Genomic DNA, 19,750 nt, shown 5'->3' on the forward strand with positions numbered 1-19,750 from the left:
TTTGGGGTGATAGGCGATTTACGCCCTAACGGTTCCCGCATTGACGCTTGGTTTCAAAACGGAACGGCACTTCCTGCGCCTGAAAACCATCGGGCACGGTGAAGGGCGAGGTCGCCCGCAGCGCCCGCTGCATGGCCTCGGACGCCGCCCGCCAGGTCGGGTCGTTCTGGGTGTCCTGAAGGCGCGGGGTGCCGATAATCTGGCCGTCAGCGCTCAACCGCACCGTCACGCGGATCACCAGGTCGTCCATGCCCGGCATGTCGCAGTTCAGATTCCAGTTCGGCGTCACCTGGGCGCCCAGGGCGGCCAGTTGCGGGCCGGTGGCGCGCGGAGCAGAGCCCGCGCCCTGCTGGCCCGGCGCCGGGCGGCCGCGGTTCTGCGTCGGGCGCGGCGGGCCGGCCAAGGCGTCAAGGTCCAATCCCGGCGTCGGGCGCGTGGAACGCGGCGGCGGCGTCGGGGCCTTCTTTTCGGGCGGAGTCGGCGTGGGCCGAGGCGGCGGCGTCGGGGCCTTTTTCTCAGGCGGCGTCGGGGTCGGACGCGGCGTGGGCGTGGACCGCGGCGTCGGGGCCTTCTTCTCGGGCGGAGCGGGGGTCGGACGCGGCGTCGGACGCGGTTGAGGCTGGGGCGCGGGCGGCGTGGGGTCCGGATCAGGCGGAGTCGGTTCGGGCGGCGCCTCGACCGGCGCGGTCTCGCCGTCCTCCAGCGAAGGCTCTTCCTGCGGATTGTCGGCCGGAGCGGCGGCGATCTCGATGTCCGAGACGATCGACACCGGCACCGAGTTCACCAGCGGTTTCGGCTCGTCCTTCGACGACCAAGACACGAAGGCGAGCGCCACCACACCCGCGTGCAGGGCGATGGATCCGAGAATGGCGGGGCTGGGGCGGCGCAAGGTCCGTCAGCCCTCCGTCGGCTCGTCGGCGGCGGTGTCGGTGATCAGGTTCAGCTTGGTGAAGCCCGAGGCGGACAGGCGCGCCATCACGCGCGCCACGGCCTGATAGGGGGCGCGACCGTCGGCGCGGATGAAGATGGCCTTCTCGCGCGCCTTCTCGCCGCCCTCTTCGGCCACGCGCAGGGCCAGCTGTTCCCAGCGGACCTCGCCCTCGCCGATGAAGATGGCGCCGTTCTGGTCGATCGAGACCGTAACCGGCTTGTCGGTCGTCTCGACCGCGCTGGCCTCGGTCTTGGGCAGCTCGACCGGCACCCCGACCGTCAACAGCGGCGCCGAGATCATGAAGATGATCAGCAGCACCAGCATGACGTCCACCAGGGGCGTGACGTTGATCTCGCTCAGCGGCCGCTTGCGCGCGCGGCGACGGCCGCGTCCGCCGCTGGAGCCTCCTGCACCACCCATGGCCATGGATCAGGCGCTCCGGCGCAGGTTCAGGTCGGACGACGGCGGAGGCGGCGGCGGCGGCGGCGGGGTCGCGGGCGCGCCCAGACGCCGGGCGATGGCTGACTGCAGGTCATCGGCGAAGGCTTCCAGACGGCCCGTGAACTTACCCGCCGACACCGAGAAGGCGTTGAAGGCGATATAGGCCGGGATGGCCGCCGCCAGACCGATGGCAGTAGCGAACAGGGCCTCGGCGATGGCCGGGGCCACGGTCGTCAGATTGGTGTTGCCCGCCGCAGCGATGCTGTCGAAGGCGTTCATGATGCCCCACACCGTGCCGAACAGGCCGATGAAGGGCGAGGCCGTGGCGACCACCGACAACACGCCCAGGCCGTTCTCGATCTTCTGGCTCTCGCGGGCGATGACCGAATCCAGGGCGCGGTCGATGCGGGCGATCAGCATGGAGCCCTGCGTGTCCGTCATGGCGCCGCGCGTGCGCGCCTCACGCCAGTCCTGCAACGTCAGCACCAGCATGCGCGGCAGGGGATCGACGGGCTGCGCCCCTGCCTGGGCGGCGACCTCCTCCAGCGAGCGGCCGCTCTCGACTTGTTTTTCGAACTCGGTCGCGCGGGCGTTCATGCGCGAGAAACGCACCGCCTTGTCGATGATGATGGTCCAGGACCAGACCGAGGCCGCGGCCAGGCCGATCATCACCGTCTTGACCACCCAGTCGGCGGTCATGAACAGCTCGATGGGATTCAGCAGGGAGGCGTCGGCGGGCGGAGTCATGCTTGGTCCTTGGCGGAAAGTCCGTTCATCCGCCTTTTGCACCGGGCGGACGTGGCGGTTTCATGGCGGCGGGTCTAACGGGCGTCGCGCCCGGCGTCACGGGGGCGTCGGCTGACAACCTCGTTATTGCGAGGCTTCACCGGAGAGCCAGGGCGTCACCAACTCGACCAGCCGCTTCGTCGGACGGCGCGGACGCCCGTCCAGATGGATGCAGACGGCCGTCACATCGGCCCGGCACAGCACCTCGCCGTCGCGCTCGACCGTCTGGCGGATAATCAGGCGCGGCCCCTTGATCGCCTCGTATTGGGTGCGGACCACCAGGGCGTCGTCGATCCGCGCCGGCTTGAGATATTTGATCGCCAGGTCCGACACCACGAAGGCCAGCGGCTCCTCCTGCTCCAGCAGGTCGACATGCCCCACGCCGGCCAGCCTCAGGAAATCCGACCGGCCCCGCTCGAAATAGCGGACGTAGTTGGCGTGATAGACGAGGCCGGTGAAGTCGGTGTCCTCGTAATAGACCCGCACGGGCAACAGGTGATCGCGGCCGTCGAAGCGGCCGGCGCTGGGTTGGTCGGTCATGGTCTCAGCTCTTGCCGGAAGCGGCGGCGGGCGCCGGGGCGTCGAAGCCCGGACAGTAGCGCGATTTCAGCGCCGCGAACTCGCCGGTCAGCGGATCATTGCTCATCAGGATGCGGTTGGGCCGCGAAACGAAGGCCACAGCCTCCCGGCTGCCCTTTAATCCCGCATAGCCGCAGGCGGCGCGACCGCGCCCCGACTCGACATGGCGCACCTCGGCCCGCGGCCCCATCTGCTCGCGCACCTGATCGAGAGCGCGTTCGGCCGGAGTCGTCTGCCTCGGCCCGAAGGTCGCGCCCTGCATCAGGGCGTAGACGCTGAAACCGCCCAGCACCAAGACCGCCGCGCCGAGCACGACGATCATCCGGTTCATCCTGCGGGGATGCGCCAACGGCCGCCTCCTTCTGGGAAGAGGAGGATGACCGGCTTTACCGCCGAGGTGAAGTCTTTTTGCGAAAGATTCGCGCTTATTCCTACTTCCCGAACAGGTCCGGCGCGGCGACGGGCGGCGTCTGGGGCGTCTCCAGCCCCAGATGCTCATAGGCGCGGGCGCAGGCCATGCGGCCGCGCGGGGTGCGCTGGATGAAGCCCTGTTGCAGCAGATAGGGCTCGATCACGTCCTCGACCGCGTCGCGCGCCTCGGCGATGGCGGCGGCCAGGGTGTCCATGCCGACCGGCCCGCCGCCGTAGTTCTCGATCAGGGCCTTGAGGAAGCGGCGGTCCAGACTGTCCAGCCCGGCCTCGTCCACCTCCAGCCGCGCCAGCGCCCGCGCGGCGGCCAGCCGGTCGATGGCGCCGCCTTCAGCGTCCGCAAAGTCCCGCACCCGCCGCAAAAGCCGCCCGGCGATGCGCGGCGTGCCGCGCGCCCGGCGGGCGATCTCCATCGCCCCGTCCTCGGTGATGGCTGCGCCCATCTTGCGCGCCGCGCCGCGGATCACCGATGTCAGTTCCTCGGGCGTATAGAACTCCAGCCGCAGCGGAATGCCGAAGCGATCGCGCAGCGGCGTCGCCAGCAACCCCGCCCGCGTCGTCGCCCCGACCAGGGTGAAGGGCGCCAGGTCGATGCGCACGCTGCGCGCCGAGGGGCCCTCGCCGATGATCAGGTCCAGCACATGATCCTCCATCGCCGGATAGAGGATTTCCTCCACCAGCGGGGACATGCGGTGGATCTCGTCGATGAACAGGACGTCGCGCGGTTCGAGATTGGTCAGGATGGCCGCCAGGTCGCCCGCCTTGGCCAGGATGGGGCCGGAGGTGGCGCGGAAACCCACGCCCAGTTCACGCGCCACGATCTGCGCCAGCGTCGTCTTGCCCAGCCCCGGAGGGCCGAACAACAGGACGTGGTCCAGCGCCTCCGACCGCGCGCGCGCGGCGTCGATGAAGACCTTCAGATTGCTCTTGGCCGCCGACTGGCCGACGAACTCGGACAGGGTTTGGGGCCGCAGGGCGCGGTCGTGCTGCTCGCCGGGCGCGGGAGCAGGCGAGATGATGCGGTCGTCGGTCATGCGCTGCATCCTCCCTTCTCCCTTGAGGGGAGAAGGTGGGCGCCGGAGGCGCTCGGATGAGGGTGCTGTTTCCGCGCGCTCATCCGGAAAGAGGTTCGCCCGCACCCAGCCTCACCCTCATCCGTCTCGCTTCGCGAGCCACCTTCTCCCCTCAAGGGAGAAGGAATGACGGGGGCGGGCCTCATCGTCCGAGCTCCTGCAGAGCCGTGCGGATGACCAGCGGCAGTTCGGCGTCTTCGCCCAGCTTCGTCAGGGCGTGATCCACCGCGCGGCGGGCGTTGACCTCGGCGATGCCCAGACCCAGCAGGGCGGCGACCGCCTCGCCCGTCACGCTGGGCGGCGGAGGGGCGATGGCGGTTTCGGCGTGGACGCCCGGCGCAGTCGGGGCGAACACGCCCTCAGACAGGCTCTTGCCCTTCAGTTCGGTGACGATGCGCAGGGCCAGCTTCGGCCCCACGCCGTTGGCGCGGCCGACGGCGGCCTTGTCCTCGCGCGCGACGGCGGCGGCCAGTTCGGCGGGCGGCAGCACGTCCAGCACGCCCAGCGCCGCCTTCGGCCCCACACCCTGGATCGTCAGCATCAGGTTGAAGACCTTGCGCTCGTCCCGGCTCAGGAAGCCATAGAGGCGCGGCCCCTGATCCTGGCTCCACTGGCTCTGGATGAACAGTAGGGTCTCGTCGCCCGGCGCCGGTAGACGGCCCAGCGTCCGCGCTCCGCAGGTGGCGACATAGCCGACCCCGCCGCAGTCGATCAGGCATTCCGCCTCGCCGACTTCGGCCAGAACACCCCGCAGACGACCGATCATGCCGCGCCTCGTACCGCTACCGTTTTGAACCGGCGATGATGGGCGTGGGTGACGGCCACGGCCAGCGCATCGGCGGCGTCGGCCTTCACGTCGCCTGAGGCGGGCAGTAGGCGCTTCACCATGAAGGCGATCTGGCTCTTGTCCGCCTGCCCTGCGCCCACTACCGCCTTCTTGATCAGGGTCGGGGCGTATTCGGCGACGGAAAGACCCGCCCGCGCCGGGGCCAGCATGACCGCCGCCCGCGCATGGCCCAGCTTCAGCGTCGAGGCCGGATTGACGTTGACGAAGACCTCCTCGATCGCCGCCTCGTCGCAGTCATAGGCGGCACAGACCTCGCCCACCTGCTCCAGCAGATGCAGCAGCCGTTCAGAGAAAGGCGCCTTCTCATTCGGCGCAACGACGCCGTGCGCGATCCAGCGCAGGCGGCTGCCTTCGCTTTCGATGACGCCCCAGCCGGTGCGGCGCAGGCCGGGGTCCAGCCCCAGGATCCGAGTCGTTTCGTTCGCCATCCGTTCCTATTGCCCCAAAGAGGGTTAGCGAACAATGACCGCGCGCCGCCTCAAGGCCCGGTCAGCGCCTCAGTCGTCTCTCGGCATCACCGAAAAACCCGCCAGACCCGCCTGTTCGGACAGGACGCGGGACAGGGCGTCGACCTTCAGCGGCATGGGGCCGCGCGCCTTGACGTGCTGTTCGTGGATCTGGCCGTCGGGACTGACGACGTGGCCGATGCGCGTGGGGCTGAGCCCGTTCTCGGCCAGCAGGGCGCGTAACGCCTTTTCTTCCGGCGCGGCGCCGCGCGTCCAGCGCAGGGTGACGTCCAGCACCCCGACATGGGGCAGGCGCGCATCCAGAAAGCGCAGGATGGCCAGCACCAGCAGGGTCGCCCCCGCCGCGATCAGGCCCAGCTTCCACAGGCCGACGCCGAACATCACCCCGATGGCGGAGGTGGTCCATAGCGACGCCGCCGTGGTCAGGCCGTGGACCGAAAACCGCTCGCGGAAGATCACCCCGGCGCACAGAAAGCCGATGCCGGTCAGTATGCCGTGCGCCATCCGCGTCGGATCGATTACCAGCCGCTGCTCGGGCAGGGCGACGAAGCCCCAGCTGGCCTGATGCATGGCCGCCAGCATCAGGACGCAGGAGGTCATGCAGACCAGGATGTGCGTGCGGAACCCGGCGGGATGGCCATGATAGGTCCGCTCGATGCCGATCAGCCCGCCCGCGACCATGGCCGAGGCCACCGGCGCCAGCAGGCTCAGCTCCTCGACGCCCCAATGCGTCACGCCCCAGTCGATCGCCATGATCCAAACGCTCCCAACGACCGCTCAGGTTGGACCGCGCAAAGGCGCCCGGCAAGCCGTCAGTCGTCGCGCGGGTCCAGCACATAGCCGCAGACGGCGGGCAAGGCCGACAACCGCCCCGCCAGGGCCTTCAGCGCCGCCTCGTTCTCGGACTGGATGCGCCAGCTGCGGCGCACGACAGCGCCGTCGTCGATCAGTTCGAACCGGTCAGGCGCCGGCTTGGGATCAGCCGCGCGCAAGGCGGCCTCGACCTCGGCCTCGGGCGAGGGGGCGTCGCGGCGCCAGCGCACCTCCACGTCGGTCAGGGTGCGGTCCGGCAGGCGGGCGCTGACCAGTCTCAGCGCGACCAGGATCAGGCCGGTGATCACCGTCCCCGCCGCGCCGAGGGCGAACAGCCCCGCACCGAACAGCAGGCCGATGGCCGAGGTGATCCACAGCGAGGCCGCCGTCGTCAGGCCGTGGATGGAGAAGCCGGTGCGGAAGATCACCCCGGCGCACAGGAAGCCGATCCCCGTCAGCACCCCATGGGCCATGCGGGTCGGGTCGGTGACGATGTTCTCGTTCGGCAGGGCGCGAAAGGCCCAGTCGGCCTGGGTCATGGCCGCCAGCATCAGCAGGCAGGACGCCAGGCTGACCAGGATGTGGGTGCGGAACCCCGCCGCCCGACCGCGCCATTCGCGTTCGAACCCGATCAGACCGCCCGCGACCAGCGCGCCGGCGATGGGCAGGACGACGGTTTCCAGCCAGGCGGCGTCAGCCATGTTTCTCGACGTAGGCTTCGGGGTCTTTGTTGACCGGCTTCACCCCGGTGATGTGACGGGCCTGGAAGGCGGCGAAACGCACGCCCAGATCGTGCCGCGTCTGCAGGTCGGCGTTCCGGCGGAAGTCCGTCAGTCCCTGCCGCTCTTCTTCGCCCATGTGCTTGGAGTTGACGACGTTGGCCTCGCCGATCGCGTCGAACCAGGCGGGGCTGCCGACCCTGTGGCCGGCCACGGCCTTGACCGCGTCGCGCAGCTTGTTGTGATCCTCGATGGCGTCCTCGGTCTCGCCCTGGACCGTGCCGTCGTCGGCGTCGTTAGCGCCCTCGCCTAGCTTCAACAGCTCGGGATAGAAGTGCTGTTCCTCGGCCTCGGCGTGGGCGTCCAGAAAGGCCGACAGCCGCCCCCACACCGCCTCCAGCGCCTCGATGTCGTCCGCGCCGATCTGCTCGATCAGGGAAAACAGCCTGCGCTGCTCGGCGTGGTCGTCCAGAATCAGCTGGGTGATGTCCATGGGGCGGGCTCCTCTCGGCAAGGCTTGCGCCTTAAGAAGCCTCCGGACTCAAGTCCGGTTCCTGATCCCCGACGCCGCTCCCGCATGGGGTCGGCGCCGAGGTCAAGATCATCGTGTACGGATCAGCCCGCGAACTTGGCCGCGTCTTCGTCCGAGATGTTTTCGTTCGAATAGACCTGCTGCACGTCGTCTTCGCCGTCCAGGGCGTCCAGCAGTTTGAACAGGACGCCGACGGAATCGCCCGTCAGGTCGATCTCCGACTGCGGCTTCCAGACAATGGCGGTCGACTTCGGATCGCCCAGCACCTTGGACATGGCCTCGGCCACCTCGTTCAGGTCCTCAAAGGCGGTCCAGATGGTGTGACCCGGCGCGTCCTCATAGATGTCGGGCTTGACCAGGTCGCTCTCGACGTCGGCGGCGCCGGCTTCGATGGCGGCCTCCATCACGGCGTCTTCAGAGCCCGCCTCGGCGGGATAGTGGATCTTGCCGACCCGGTCCCACATGAAGGTGACCGAGCCCGATTCGCCCAGGGCGCCGCCGTTCTTGGCGAAGGCCGAACGCACGCCTGAGGCGGCGCGGTTGCGGTTGTCGGTCAGGACTTCGACGATGATTTGTACGCCGCCGGGGCCGCGGCCCTCGTAGCGGATCTCCTCCATCGCATCGACTTCGCCGCCTGAGGCCTTCTTGATGGCGCGCTCGATGTTGTCCTTCGGCATCGATTCGGCCTTGGCGTTGTTCACCGCCAGACGCAGCCGGGGGTTCATCGCCGGGTCAGGCATCCCCGACTTGGCCGCCACGGTGATTTCCCGTGACAGGCGTGAAAAGAGCTTTGAACGGACCGCGTCTGCGCGGCCCTTGCGGTGCATGATGTTCTTGAATTTGGAATGGCCGGCCATGGAGTCGCTCGCCAGATGTCGAATATGCTGAGGGGCGCCCTTTACTGGATGCCGCTTCCTCTGTCACGAGAGGGGAACCGCCCGAACGCGCCGGGGATTATGCGCAGGCATGAATTGGAGACGCCGATGGCCGCCGCCGACGACACCTATCTGGACGAAGCCTATGACGAGGGCATCGATCACGCCCACGCCGGCGAGATCGTTCAGTGGTACGCCAAGCGGCCCGTTACGGTGTCGACAGCGGCGGCCACAAGCTCGCTGGTCGGCGCCTTTGCGCTGGGCGTGCTGACCACCATCGGCGCCCTGGCCGTGCTGCGCCTCTACGACCGCGACTGATCCTCACGCCGCGCCTGTTTCATCAGGGCCTCGACCTCGGCGCGGTCGCCCAGCGACGGCTGCGCGCCCGGCCGGGTCGCCGCCAGCGCCCCCGCGGCGCATGCGAAGTGAAGCGCGGCGTCCGGCTCCATGCCCTCCAGCAGAGCCACGGTGATCGCGCCGACGAAGGCGTCGCCCGCCCCGACCGCGTCCACGGCCGTGATGCGCGGCGGCGTGGCCCAGGCCATCGCCACCCCGCGCCGATACATGACCGCGCCACGCGCGCCCTTGGTCACGACCACCAGTCCGCCGCCAACGTGCAGGGCGTCGCCGTAGAAGGCGGCCTCCGTCTCATTGACCACCAGCAGGTCGGCGCGGCGCAGCAGGGCCTCCGACACCGGCGCGGCTGGCGCCAGGTTCACGCAGACGAAGTCCGTCGCCCGGCCCACCGCCGCCTCCACCGTCTCGATCGGCAGCTCCAGCTGGGCGATCAAGGGCGTCTCGATCCGGGCGGGCAGTTGTTCCGGCGTGACGAAGTGGTTCGCCCCGGCGGCCACTGTGATCTGGTTCTCGCCGGTCGGGTCGACAGTGATCAGGGCCACGCCGGTCGGAGCGGCGATGTCCGTCTCCACCCCTGACAGGTCGACGCCGTGCGCCAACATCAGGGCCACCGCCGCGCCTGACATCTCGTCATCGCCGACCCGGCCGATCAGCGACACCTCGGCGCCCAGCCTGCGCGCGGCCAGCGCCTGATTGGCGCCCTTGCCGCCGGGGTGGCGCGACAGGGCGGCCCCGGTCACCGTCTCGCCCGGCGCAGGCAGGGACGGCGCCGCCGCCACCATATCCAGATTGATCGAGCCGACGACGGTGATCCTCATGCGCCTTCTCCCAGCCTCTGTGTGATCAGGGCGAAGACCCCGGCCGCGTCGGCCTTGGTCGCCCAGAAATGGTTCGCCCCGACCGCCTCGACGCGGAACTCGACCGCCGTGTGGCCGCGGGTCAGGTCGCTGTCCGTCTCCACCGCGATGCGGCAAGGCGTCAGCGTGAACAACTCCGGCTTCAGCAGCCAGGCCACGGTGCAGGGGTCGTGCAGCGGTCCCGCATCCCAGCCGACGATGCGCCGCTCCACCCGCTGGGAAAAGCGCAGCATGGCCGCCGCCGCGCGGGCCGAGGCCGTGGGCAGGGCCTCGATCGCCGCGATCCGGTCCTCGGTCGCCCGCACCTGATGGGTGGCGTCCAGCCCCATGACGATCATGCGGCACCCCGAAACGAAGACCTCGGCCGCCGCGTCCGGGTCGGCCCAGATGTTGAACTCGGCCGAGGCGGTGATGTTGCCGCCCTCCGAGCGCGCCCCGCCCATGGCCACGACCGGCCCCAGATGCGCCGCCAGCGCCGGCTCGGCCCGCATGGCCAACGCCAGATTGGTCATCGGCCCCATGACGGCCAGCGCCACGGAACCCGCAGGCCGCGCCATCACCAGCCGCACGAGCGCCTCAGCCGCCGTTCCTTCGGCCACAGGCGCGGCAGGCTCAAACGGGGTCAGGTCGCCCAGCCCCTCAGGCCCGTGGAACTCGCCCGCCCCGGCCGGGTCGCGGCGCAGGGGGCGTTCGGCGCCCGCGAACACCGGCACGTCATCGCGCCCGGCGATCTGGCGCAGGATGCGGGCGTTGCGCGCAGTCTTTTGGGCGCTGACGTTGCCCCCGACCGTGGTCACGGCCAGCAGGTCGAGGTCAGCAGAGGCGAAGGCGGTCAGCAGCCCCGTGGCGTCATCCACGCCGGGGTCGCAATCAATGATCAGGCTCTGTTTCACCGATCCGGTGTGCCGTCTGCCCGGCGCGGAATCAATGCCCGGCGCGCCTTGCCTCCCTCCGCCTCGCGCCCATATGCTTCGTCACACACGCTGTTCCAGAAAGCCCTGCCGCCATGACCGACGCCGCCCCGCTCAAGCCGCTGAAGATCGACTTCGTCTCCGACGTCATGTGCCCCTGGTGCGCTGTAGGGCTGGGCGGGCTGGAGCAGGCGCTGGAGCGGCTCCAGGGCGAAGGGATCGCCGCCGACATCGCGTTCCAGCCGTTCGAGCTGAACCCCGACATCGCCCCCGAGGGCGAGAACATGGGCGAGCATCTGGCCCGCAAATACGGCTCCACCCCCGAACAGTCGGCCGCCAACCGCGCCGCCATCACCGCCCGCGCCGCCGAGGTCGGGGTCGAGATGAACTTCCGCGACGACAGCCGCATGTGGAACACCTTCGACGCCCACCGCCTGCTGCACTGGGCCGGTCTGACGGCGCCGGACAAGCAGGCGGCGCTGAAGCACGCCCTGTTCGGCGCCCACTTCACGAAAGGACGCAACGTCTCGGACGCGGGCGTCCTGACCGAGGCGGCCGAGGCCGCCGGGCTGGACCGCGCCGAGGCGGCCGAGGTGCTGGCGTCCGGCCGCTATATGCAGGAGGTCCGCACGGCGCAGGCCCTGTGGCGCGCGCGGGGCATCACCTCCGTCCCCGCCGTGGTGGTGGAGGACAAATATCTGATCTCCGGCGGCCAGCCGACGCAGGTGTTCGTCAACGCCCTGCGCGAGATCGCGGGCAAGGCGTAGTTTCCTTCTCCCCTTGTGGGAGAAGGTGGTCCGTCAGGACCGGATGAGGGGTGTCGGCGCGACGCCCCTTGTTTTCAGACGGTCAGCCGGTTTCCGCGCACCCCTCATCCGTCTTGCTCCGCAAGCCACCTTCTCCCTCAAGGGGAGAAGGGTTGGGAAAAACAGAGTCCAATTCGTCTGAATCGTCTGAAATCGCCCCCTCTCCCTCCGGCGCGAGGCGGGCGCTGAGGGCGTTGATGCGGGCCTCGACGGCGCGGCGGCCAGCGTGGTCGTCGGGAGCCAGACGGGCGGCGTCGCGGGCGACGGCGGCGACCGCCTTCATGTCGGCCTCCAGCGTATCGAGCGGGTCAGGTTCAGGCGCAGGCGGCGGGCTTTCAGGCTCGGCGGCGGCCAGCAGGGTCGGATCCGTCAGCGCGCGCCAGGTGCGCAGCCACGACGCCGCCTCGGCCGCCCGGCCGCGCCGCACCGCCCGGTTCAGCCGCATCAGGGCCTGAGCCGCCATCGCGGCCAGATCGGGGGCGTCCGCCGCCGCATCCTCGACCGCATCATCGTCGTCGCGCCACGGATCGGGGTCGCCCGCGTCGCAGCGGCGCCAGCCCTCGCGCGCGGCGCGGGACCGCAGCGTCCCCAGCTTCAGCCCATAGCGGTCGCAGACGGCCTCGGCCGTATCCCCGGCCAGATAGTCGCGCCGCGCCGCCGCCCAGGTCGTCTCGGAGCGGACGCGATAGCCGTCCCGCGGCGCCGGGTCTTCGTAATATTGGCCGCGCGGGGCGTCATCATGGTTTGGGGGTGCCTCGGCCCGCTCGGCGGTCGAGGGCCGCACATGGTCGGGGATGTAGGTGGTGTCGCCGTACTCGTCCTGCTCCCACCGCCCGGAGGCGATAATGCGCGGCTCGCCCTCGTGCCAGTATGCCTCGTCGTCCATCTCGCCTCCTCCTGCCTGCGGGGAGGAGGTTGGCGGACAGGTGCGTCAGGATCGGTCGGGGGGTGCGCTCGAAGAACAAAGTGTTGCAAGGGGCGAGTATAAGGCTACGCTTCGTGTAAAATTGATTTTGTTCATGGTATGTTCTATGAAGATTGAAGCGAGAACGCAGCGCGTGAGGGACCCGGTGCACGGGCTGATCTCTTTTGACAAAAATGAGCCGGTCGATCAGCTCGCATGGGCTTTGATTGATACGAGGGAGTTTCAGCGCCTACGCAGGATCAAGCAGCTAGGCGTTTCAGATTTCGTCTACCCTGGTGCCACGCATACTCGGTTTGCTCATTGTATTGGCGTATTCCACACCGCCAGAAAGCTTATCGGCATCATCAAAAAAGAAATCGAAGCGGTCGGGGAAGAATTTAACCCAAGAAGAGCTGAAACGGCTCTAATCGCGGCCTTGTTGCACGATCTAGGGCATGGCCCGTTCAGTCATACTTTCGAAGGTGTTCAGAAGGCGCGCGGTGCAAAGAAGCGCCACGAGAAATGGACTGCAGATATTATCCGGAATACAGCAGGCGAGATTCAGCCTCTTTTGGATAGTTTTTGGCAGGATGAATCTTTTTGTGAGGCGGTAGCTCACCTGCTGGAAGTAGAAGATCCTGAGGACATCTACCACGCCGTTGTTTCGAGCTCTTTCGATGCTGATCGTCTAGACTATCTTCGTCGCGATCGCCTCATGACCGGAACAGGGGCTGGAGCGATAGATTTTGATCTATTGATGGAGCATTTGCGGGTTAGGGCAGTCGATTTGGAGGCCCCAGAGTCGGATGACGATCCCGAAGAACAGGTTCATGTCGCTACGTTTTGCTTAGACGCAAAGGCGTTACCTGCGGCGGAGCAATTTCTATTGGCGCGATATACTCTTCATGAGCAGGTCTATTTTCACAAAACGACTAGGTGCATTGAACACTTAGTCGCAAAAATTTTGGGCTTGGTAGCTGATGCTGCTACCAAGCCGGGTGCAGCGAAGGCCACAGGCTTAGAGAAAAACCATCCTTTGCTCCGTTTCTTTGCAAAAGATGGTGAGGTCGTGGGGAACTATCTGGAGCTTGACGATGTCCTGGTACTGTCAGCACTAGAACGCATGCAAGCGGCGGACAGCAAGGAGATCGCGTCACTTGCTCTGCGCCTGAGGCAGCGCGATCTATACAAGACGCTAGACCTTCGGTCTTTCGGCTTCGATGAAGGTCGCCAGCAGCGCGCGGCGCGGAAAATTGACGCCGAATTTAAAGCGCAGGTTGGTTCGGGTAGGGTGTTCAAGGACGAAGGCGCAGCGATAGGCATTTACACGCAGATTGGCGGCGACGACGAAAGAGCGCACAAAAAGCTTCACATCCTTGATGAAGCCACAGGGCCCACTGAAATTAGCAGGGTATCAAAAGTTGTCGGTGCGCTCGCTTCGAAGGCGCAATTTACGCGTTACTATTTCGAAAGCGAATCAGAGCGCGATCAAGCGAAGCGTAGAAAGAAGGAAACCGCATGACCGAGCGGGAGGACATCGTTGCTGCCGTAGTTAATGCCGCCGGTGGGGCACTCACCGGACGCGTGCGGCTCCAGAAAACGCTCTATTTGTTGGATCGCTTAGGCTTCGAAAGCGAGTTCCAGTACGAGTATTATCACTACGGCCCTTACTCGCGCGATCTTGACCTAGCGGTGGCGGATGCCAAGGCGTTTGACAAGATCGAGGAGGATTATGGGTTCCGCTCTAGTGACGGCGCTCGCTTTAGCATCTTCAAAGCTAAAGTTGATGAGGTACCGGCTGATGCATTCGGCGATTTGGGGGCTGAAGCCACAATTGAACTCGTTCAACGCTTTGCCGGGACGAATGTCACCATTTTGGAGCTAGCCGCTACCGTTGATTGGCTGTGGAAGATGGAAGGGGTTCCTAATTGGAGAGCCGAAATTACCAAGCGTAAGGGGGCCAAAGTTCAAAATGGCCGCTTGGATAAGGCAGTGGAACTCCTAACAGAATTGAATTTGCCCCCCCCTGCTTCCAACGCCTGATAGCCATTCTTGTGCAAGATCGAAGTCGAGTTCGATTTTCTCGCAACTACATCGGCTCTGCGGACGCGAGGCTAACCGAAGCCGCCTCGCGTCCATAGTCCTGATCCCGGCGTGGGCCGGGCGGTTAGACCTTCACCTCAATCTCCCCGCCCCCGGCCCTGAACTTCGCGCTCATCTCGGCCATGCCCGCCTCGGCGTCCGTCAGGCTGGCGCCGGCGTCGTTCTGGGCCTTGGCGGCGTCGCGGATGTCCTGGCTGATCTTCATGCTGCAGAACTTGGGACCGCACATGGAGCAGAAGTGGGCGGTCTTGTGGGCCTCCTTCGGCAGGGTCTCGTCGTGGAATTTGCGGGCGGTCTCGGGGTCCAGGGAGAGGTTGAACTGGTCCTCCCAGCGGAACTCGAAGCGCGCGCGGCTGAGGGCGTCGTCGTGGGCGCGGGCGCCGGGGTGGCCCTTGGCCAGGTCGGCGGCGTGGGCGGCGATCTTATAGGTGATCACGCCGTCCTTGACGTCCTGACGGTCGGGCAGACCCAGATGCTCCTTGGGCGTGACGTAGCAGAGCATGGCCGTGCCGAACCAGCCGATCATGGCCGCGCCGATGGCGCTGGTGATGTGGTCATAGCCGGGGGCGATGTCGGTGGTCAGCGGGCCAAGCGTATAGAAGGGCGCCTCGTGGCAGTGCTTGAGCTGCTCATCCATGTTGGCCTTGATCTTGTGCATCGGCACGTGGCCGGGGCCTTCGATCATGACCTGGCAGCCCTTGGCCCAGGCGATCTTGGTCAGTTCGCCGAGGGTGCGCAGCTCGGCGAACTGGGCCTCGTCGTTGGCGTCAGCGATGGAGCCGGGGCGCAGGCCGTCTCCGAGGCTGAATGAGACATCATAGGCGCGCATGATGTCGCAGATGTCCTCGAAATGCTCGTAGAGGAAGCTCTCCTTGTGGTGGGACAGGCACCACTTGGCCATGATGGAGCCGCCGCGCGAGACGATGCCCGTGACGCGCCTGGCCGTCATCGGCACGAAGGGCAGGCGCACGCCCGCGTGGATGGTGAAGTAGTCCACGCCCTGTTCCGCCTGTTCGATCAGGGTGTCGCGGAAGACTTCCCAGGTCAGATCCTCGGCGATGCCGTTCACCTTCTCCAGCGCCTGATAGATGGGCACGGTGCCGATGGGCACGGACGAGTTGCGGATGATCCAGTCGCGGATGTTGTGGATGTTGCGGCCGGTCGACAGGTCCATGACGTTGTCGGCGCCCCAGCGGGTGGCCCAGACCAGCTTGTCGACCTCGTCGTCGACGGATGAGAGGACGGCCGAGTTGCCGATGTTGGCGTTGATCTTCACCAGGAAGTTGCGGCCGATGATCATCGGCTCGACTTCGGGGTGGTTGATGTTGTGCGGGATGATGGCGCGGCCGCGGGCGATCTCCTGACGGACGAACTCAGGGGTCACGAAGTCGGGGATCGCGGCGCCGAAGTCCTCGCCGTCGCGGATGCAGGGCGCGGTCTGTTCGCGGCGCAGGTTCTCGCGGATGGCGACGTATTCCATCTCAGGCGTGATGATGCCGGCCTTAGCGTATTCGTACTGGGTGACGGGGCGGCCCTCGACGCCCTTGAACACGCGGTGGTTGGAGACGTCGAAGCGGGGGGCCAGGTGCTTGCCCGACGCGTGGCCGTTGTCCTCGGGCTTGACCTCGCGCGGGTTCAGGACGGGGGCGATGTCGCCGCGGTCCAGCTGCCAGCTGGATTTGACGCGCGGCAGGCCCTTCTTGATGTCGATGATGACGGACGGGTCGGTGTAGGGACCGGAGGAGTCGTACATCGTCACCGGCGGCTCATTGGCGCTCGGGTGGACGGCGACCTCGCGGAAGGGGACGCGGATGTCGGGGAAGAGCTCGCCCGCCACATAGACCTTCTCGCTGCCGGTGCGGGGGCCGGTGGGGATGGTGCCGTGCTCGGCGGCGACCTGCTTGCGGGCGTCGGCCAGGGCGACGTCGACCTGCGGCTCGTGCGGCTGTTCGTTGGAAACGTGGATATTCATTTGGCGGCCTCCTGCGAGAAGAGGGACCGCCGGCGCGGTAGGAGCGCCCCCTACGCCGGACTTCGGGCGTCGAAAGCGGTGAACTCGTCCCTTCGCCGGCATGACCCGGATCAGGTTCGACGGGTCAGAGGAGAAACCTCAATCTCAGCCGCTCGATTGCGACCCCCCGGAGAACGGCGCGACCCTAGCCGCTTTCCCCTGCGGGTCAAGCGGGGCGGCGTGCTAGAGGGGAAGACATGTTGATCGCTCGCCCCTATCGCGCCGAAGACCGAGAGGCCTGCCTGGCCCTGTTCGACGGCAATACGCCGCGCTTTTTCGACGCCAGCGAGCGCGAAGGATTCGCCGACTATCTGGAGGAAACCGCCTTCGGGCACGCCTATCAGGTGATCGAGCGCGACGGGCGCGTCGTGGCCTGCGGCGGCCATGCGGTCGAGCCGGACAAGATCAGCGTGGCCCTGTGCTGGGGTATGGTCGACAACGGCCTGCACCGTCAGGGCGTGGGCCGGGCGCTGACCGAGGCGCGGATCGCGGCGGCGCGCGCCACGCCGGGGATCACGCGCGTCATCCTGAACACCAGCCAGCACACGCAGGGCTTCTACGCCCGCTTCGGCTTCGAGACGATGAAGGTCACGCCCGACGGCTATGCGCCCGGCATCGATCGCTGGGACATGGTGTTGAAGCTGGATTGAGGGAGAGGGGGCGGCCCGGCTTCTCAGTCGGGGGGGCGTTAAGGCCGGGCCGCCGCAGACTTCGTCGGGGTTGGGGGGGCGTCCGACGTGTCCGATTGCTCAATCCCCGGCCGCGATGTTGGTTCCGCCGATTTTCGCGTGTTAACGCTCTTTATCGAACAATAATCGTTTTTCTCGCGGCGCTCGGATTACTTGAAACGCTGCGGTTCAGCAGGATCGTAAAAATGGCGCGCGTTCTGGGCGTTCTGGGCGGCATGGGGCCGGCGGCGACCGTGGCCTTCCTGGCGCGGGTGCAGGCCCTGACTCCGGCCAGGGGCGACGAAGACCACATCCGCGTCATCGCCGACATCAATCCTCAGGTGCCGAACCGCCATACGCAGCCTGAAGCGGCGGGCCTGACGCTGGGCGAGATGGCGCGGGCGCTGAAGACGGCGGGCGCGCAGGTGCTGGCCATGCCGTGCAACACGGCCCACGCCCATGCCGACGCCATCCGCGCGGCGGGCCTGCCCTTCATCGACATGATCGCCGAGACGGCGAAAGCCGCAGGCGCGACCGGCGCGCGGCGGGTCGGGGTGCTGGCCACGCCGGGCGCCGCCCTGCTCTACGCCGAGGCGCTGGCCGTCGAGGGGCTGGAGATGGTCGCCCCTTCCCCCGCCGAGCGCGAGCGGTTCATGCAGGTGGTGTTCGGGGTCAAGGCCGGCGACGTCGGGTCTGACCAGCGCGCGGCCATGCGCGATCTGGCGAAGGCCCTGATCGCGGCGGGCGCCGAGGCGGTGATCGGCGGCTGCACCGAGGTGCCGCTGCTGCTGGATCAGGGCGACGTCGTGGCCCCGCTGATCGACTCGGCCGAGGTGCTGGCGCAGGCCTGCGTGGCGGCATGCCGGTGAGGCGCTAGGCGAGGCGCTCAGCTTGGCCTAAGCGGGAAGGCGACGCCGTTCAGCAGGAGCCTTCGTCATGGATCGCCGCGCCTTCATCGCCGCTTCGTCCGCCGCGCTTGCGGCATCCGGTCTGGCTGGACCGACCCTGGCGCGGAATGATCGGCTGCAGATCGGGATCATCGGCACGGGGCTGAGGGCGCAGAGCCTGATGTCCATCCTGCTGAAGCGGGCCGATGTGGACATCGTCGCCCTGTGCGACATCGAACCGCTGATGATCGCGCGGGCCAAGGGGATGATCGCCGCCGCCGGGAAACCTGCGCCGCGCGCCTATGAAGGAGCGCCCGATCAGGCCTATCGCGACCTGCTGGCCCATCCGGGGCTGGACGCCGTCATCATCGCCACCCCGTGGGAATGGCACGCCCCCATGGCCATCGCGGCGATGGAGGCGAAAATCCCGGTCGGCTGCGAGGTCGTGGCGGGCGTCACCCTTCAGGACCACTGGGACGTGCTGGAGGCGCACGAGCGAACCGGCACCCCCTATATGGTGCTGGAGAACGTCTGTTATCGGCGCGACGTGCTGGCGGTGCTGAACATGGTGCGCGCCGGACTGTTCGGCGAGCTGGTGCACCTGCAGGGCGGCTATCAGCACGACCTGCGCGCGGTGAAGTTCAACAGCGGCGATCCGCAGAAGCCCTATGGCGGCGGGGTCGAGTTCGGGCCGAAGGGCTGGTCCGAGGCGCGCTGGCGCACCTGGCATTCGGTCAACCGCAACGGGGAGCTTTATCCGTCGCACGGCATCGGGCCGATCGCCAACTGGATCGACCTGAACCGGGGCAACCGGATGACGACGCTGACGGCCTACGCCTCCAAGGCGCGGGGGTTGCACGCCTATGTCGTCGACAACGGCGGGGCCGACCATCCGAACGCCCAGGTGCAGTTCAACCTGGGCGACGTGGTGACGACCTCGATCGGCTGCGCCAACGGCGAGACCCTGCTGTTGCAGCACGACACCAATCTGCCGCGTCCCTATTCGCTGGGCTTCCGGGTGCAGGGGGTGAAGGGGCTCTGGATGGACCTGAACAAGTCGGTCCACATCGAAGGCCGCAGTCCCGAGCACCAATGGGAGGCGCAGGAGGCCTGGTTCGAGCAATACGACCACCCGCTGTGGAAGACCCACGCGGACACGGCGGCCGGGTCGGGCCACGGCGGCATGGACTTCTTCGTCATTCATGCCTTCGTCGAGGCGCTGAAGGCCAAGGCGGCGATGCCGCTCGACATCTATGACGCCGTGAGCTGGAGCGCGATCACGCCCCTGTCGGAACAGTCGATCGCCGAGGGCGCCCGCACGGTGGACTTCCCCGACTTCACGCGCGGGACGTGGCGCGAGCGCAAACCGATCTTCGGCTTCGACGGGGCGTATTGAGCCCACGCCACCCGTCACCCTCGAGCTTGTCCCGAGAGTGACGGCAGGAGGGCGGGATCAGTTCTCCGCCTTCTTGCCCATCAGGGGCGACAGCAGGCTGTTGACCTCGTCCATCTGGCCGTGGCCCTGGGCGGCGCGGTGCTCCAGTTCGTCGGCGCGGGCCTGGAGCTCGCGGGCGCGGTCGCAGCGCGGATCGCCTTCCGGCACGGCGGCCAGGTCAGGACGGCGGGCCTCCAGTTCGGCGATCAGCTCGTCGAAACGGGCCTGGTTCATGTTCTCACCCTGTTCGAACAGGGCGATGGCTTCCTCCAGGGCGGCTTCAAAGGCGTCTTGATCGGGCATGGGCCTCATCCTCTTA

Annotated in this window: 24 protein-coding genes and 1 riboswitch; of the genes, 7 read left to right on the plus strand and 17 right to left on the minus strand. The window is 67.5% G+C overall.

Going from position 1 to position 19,750, the window contains the following annotated elements; all coding sequences use genetic code 11:
- Window positions 1–25: 25 nt before the first annotated feature.
- The 12 genes from AC3IPP_RS13910 to AC3IPP_RS13965 all read right to left on the minus strand — a co-directional run bounded on the left by AC3IPP_RS13910 (window position 26) and on the right by AC3IPP_RS13965 (window position 8,474).
- Window positions 26–889 carry a TonB C-terminal domain-containing protein gene (locus tag AC3IPP_RS13910; RefSeq protein WP_489149397.1) on the minus strand — a complete coding sequence of 288 codons (864 nt, stop codon included), beginning with the start codon at window positions 887–889 and terminating at the stop codon, window positions 26–28.
- Window positions 890–895: 6 nt separating this feature from the next.
- Window positions 896–1,357, minus strand: coding sequence for an ExbD/TolR family protein (locus AC3IPP_RS13915; RefSeq protein WP_087140878.1), 462 nt, complete (start codon window positions 1,355–1,357; stop codon window positions 896–898).
- A 3-nt stretch (window positions 1,358–1,360) separates the two neighbouring features.
- Window positions 1,361–2,119, minus strand: coding sequence for a protein TolQ (tolQ, locus tag AC3IPP_RS13920; protein WP_489149398.1), 759 nt, complete (start codon window positions 2,117–2,119; stop codon window positions 1,361–1,363).
- Window positions 2,120–2,242: 123 nt separating this feature from the next.
- Window positions 2,243–2,698 carry a tol-pal system-associated acyl-CoA thioesterase gene (ybgC, locus tag AC3IPP_RS13925; protein ID WP_489149399.1) on the minus strand — a complete coding sequence of 152 codons (456 nt, stop codon included), beginning with the start codon at window positions 2,696–2,698 and terminating at the stop codon, window positions 2,243–2,245.
- Between the two features lie 4 nt (window positions 2,699–2,702).
- Window positions 2,703–3,086: a hypothetical protein gene (locus tag AC3IPP_RS13930; RefSeq protein WP_489149400.1), complete on the minus strand. Its 384-nt coding sequence runs from the start codon at window positions 3,084–3,086 to the stop codon at window positions 2,703–2,705.
- An 82-nt stretch (window positions 3,087–3,168) separates the two neighbouring features.
- On the minus strand, window positions 3,169–4,200 hold the full coding sequence (ruvB, locus tag AC3IPP_RS13935; protein WP_489149401.1) for a Holliday junction branch migration DNA helicase RuvB: 1,032 nt from the start codon (window positions 4,198–4,200) through the stop codon (window positions 3,169–3,171).
- A gap of 181 nt (window positions 4,201–4,381) precedes the next feature.
- The gene (ruvA, locus tag AC3IPP_RS13940) at window positions 4,382–5,005 is read right to left on the minus strand and encodes a Holliday junction branch migration protein RuvA (RefSeq protein WP_087141203.1); all 624 of its coding nucleotides are present in this window, start codon (window positions 5,003–5,005) and stop codon (window positions 4,382–4,384) included.
- A complete protein-coding gene (gene ruvC, locus AC3IPP_RS13945) occupies window positions 5,002–5,514 on the minus strand; it encodes a crossover junction endodeoxyribonuclease RuvC (RefSeq protein WP_489149402.1) in 513 nt (170 codons plus the stop codon). The genes ruvA and ruvC overlap by 4 nt, the downstream gene beginning before the upstream one ends.
- A 69-nt stretch (window positions 5,515–5,583) precedes the next feature.
- On the minus strand, window positions 5,584–6,306 hold the full coding sequence (locus AC3IPP_RS13950; RefSeq protein WP_489149403.1) for an MgtC/SapB family protein: 723 nt from the start codon (window positions 6,304–6,306) through the stop codon (window positions 5,584–5,586).
- Window positions 6,307–6,365: 59 nt separating this feature from the next.
- Window positions 6,366–7,067: an MgtC/SapB family protein gene (locus AC3IPP_RS13955; RefSeq protein ID WP_489149404.1), complete on the minus strand. Its 702-nt coding sequence runs from the start codon at window positions 7,065–7,067 to the stop codon at window positions 6,366–6,368.
- The gene (locus AC3IPP_RS13960; protein WP_087141198.1) at window positions 7,060–7,578 is read right to left on the minus strand and encodes a hemerythrin domain-containing protein; all 519 of its coding nucleotides are present in this window, start codon (window positions 7,576–7,578) and stop codon (window positions 7,060–7,062) included. Before AC3IPP_RS13960 ends, AC3IPP_RS13955 begins: the two co-directional genes overlap by 8 nt.
- A gap of 122 nt (window positions 7,579–7,700) precedes the next feature.
- The gene (locus tag AC3IPP_RS13965; protein ID WP_087141197.1) at window positions 7,701–8,474 is read right to left on the minus strand and encodes a YebC/PmpR family DNA-binding transcriptional regulator; all 774 of its coding nucleotides are present in this window, start codon (window positions 8,472–8,474) and stop codon (window positions 7,701–7,703) included.
- Between the two features lie 126 nt (window positions 8,475–8,600).
- On the opposite strand from AC3IPP_RS13965, the gene AC3IPP_RS13970 reads away from it, so the two are divergent.
- On the plus strand, window positions 8,601–8,810 hold the full coding sequence (locus AC3IPP_RS13970) for a hypothetical protein (RefSeq protein ID WP_087140890.1): 210 nt from the start codon (window positions 8,601–8,603) through the stop codon (window positions 8,808–8,810).
- On the opposite strand, the gene AC3IPP_RS13975 is transcribed toward AC3IPP_RS13970, so the two are convergent.
- Both AC3IPP_RS13975 and AC3IPP_RS13980 read right to left on the minus strand, forming a co-directional pair.
- On the minus strand, window positions 8,795–9,667 hold the full coding sequence (locus tag AC3IPP_RS13975) for a ribokinase (RefSeq protein WP_489149405.1): 873 nt from the start codon (window positions 9,665–9,667) through the stop codon (window positions 8,795–8,797). The genes AC3IPP_RS13970 and AC3IPP_RS13975 overlap by 16 nt on opposite strands.
- Window positions 9,664–10,599 carry a nucleoside hydrolase gene (locus tag AC3IPP_RS13980; RefSeq protein WP_489149406.1) on the minus strand — a complete coding sequence of 312 codons (936 nt, stop codon included), beginning with the start codon at window positions 10,597–10,599 and terminating at the stop codon, window positions 9,664–9,666. Before AC3IPP_RS13980 ends, AC3IPP_RS13975 begins: the two co-directional genes overlap by 4 nt.
- Window positions 10,600–10,712: 113 nt before the next feature.
- On the opposite strand from AC3IPP_RS13980, the gene AC3IPP_RS13985 reads away from it, so the two are divergent.
- Window positions 10,713–11,384, plus strand: a complete 672-nt coding sequence (locus AC3IPP_RS13985) for a DsbA family oxidoreductase (protein ID WP_138141932.1) — start codon at window positions 10,713–10,715, stop codon at window positions 11,382–11,384.
- 82 nt (window positions 11,385–11,466) lie between these two features.
- Here the strand turns inward: AC3IPP_RS13985 and AC3IPP_RS13990 are convergent, their stop codons facing one another.
- Window positions 11,467–12,309 carry a hypothetical protein gene (locus tag AC3IPP_RS13990; protein WP_489149407.1) on the minus strand — a complete coding sequence of 281 codons (843 nt, stop codon included), beginning with the start codon at window positions 12,307–12,309 and terminating at the stop codon, window positions 11,467–11,469.
- 145 nt (window positions 12,310–12,454) lie between these two features.
- Here AC3IPP_RS13990 and AC3IPP_RS13995 point away from each other — a divergent pair, with 145 nt between their 5' ends.
- Window positions 12,455–13,849, plus strand: a complete 1,395-nt coding sequence (locus AC3IPP_RS13995) for an HD domain-containing protein (RefSeq protein ID WP_489149408.1) — start codon at window positions 12,455–12,457, stop codon at window positions 13,847–13,849.
- On the plus strand, window positions 13,846–14,370 hold the full coding sequence (locus AC3IPP_RS14000; protein ID WP_489149409.1) for a hypothetical protein: 525 nt from the start codon (window positions 13,846–13,848) through the stop codon (window positions 14,368–14,370). Before AC3IPP_RS13995 ends, AC3IPP_RS14000 begins: the two co-directional genes overlap by 4 nt.
- Before the next feature lie 124 nt (window positions 14,371–14,494).
- Here AC3IPP_RS14000 and thiC read toward each other — a convergent pair whose 3' ends face one another.
- Window positions 14,495–16,402, minus strand: coding sequence for a phosphomethylpyrimidine synthase ThiC (gene thiC, locus AC3IPP_RS14005; protein WP_489149410.1), 1,908 nt, complete (start codon window positions 16,400–16,402; stop codon window positions 14,495–14,497).
- Window positions 16,403–16,471: 69 nt separating this feature from the next.
- Window positions 16,472–16,581: riboswitch (TPP riboswitch) on the minus strand.
- Window positions 16,582–16,638: 57 nt separating this feature from the next.
- Here thiC and AC3IPP_RS14010 point away from each other — a divergent pair.
- The 3 genes from AC3IPP_RS14010 to AC3IPP_RS14020 all read left to right on the plus strand — a co-directional run bounded on the left by AC3IPP_RS14010 (window position 16,639) and on the right by AC3IPP_RS14020 (window position 19,392).
- Entirely contained in the window at window positions 16,639–17,091 is a 453-nt protein-coding gene (locus tag AC3IPP_RS14010; protein WP_489149411.1) for a GNAT family N-acetyltransferase, read from the plus strand.
- A 224-nt stretch (window positions 17,092–17,315) separates the two neighbouring features.
- Window positions 17,316–17,978: a cysteate racemase gene (gene cuyB / locus AC3IPP_RS14015; protein ID WP_489149412.1), complete on the plus strand. Its 663-nt coding sequence runs from the start codon at window positions 17,316–17,318 to the stop codon at window positions 17,976–17,978.
- Window positions 17,979–18,045: 67 nt separating this feature from the next.
- Window positions 18,046–19,392 (plus strand): Gfo/Idh/MocA family protein, encoded by a 1,347-nt coding sequence (locus AC3IPP_RS14020; RefSeq protein WP_489149413.1) that lies wholly within the window; start codon window positions 18,046–18,048, stop codon window positions 19,390–19,392.
- 57 nt (window positions 19,393–19,449) lie between these two features.
- Here the strand turns inward: AC3IPP_RS14020 and AC3IPP_RS14025 are convergent, their stop codons facing one another.
- Window positions 19,450–19,734 carry a hypothetical protein gene (locus tag AC3IPP_RS14025; RefSeq protein ID WP_256968140.1) on the minus strand — a complete coding sequence of 95 codons (285 nt, stop codon included), beginning with the start codon at window positions 19,732–19,734 and terminating at the stop codon, window positions 19,450–19,452.
- Window positions 19,735–19,750 lie beyond the last annotated feature (16 nt).

The organism is Brevundimonas sp. KH_060 (assembly GCF_057838275.1).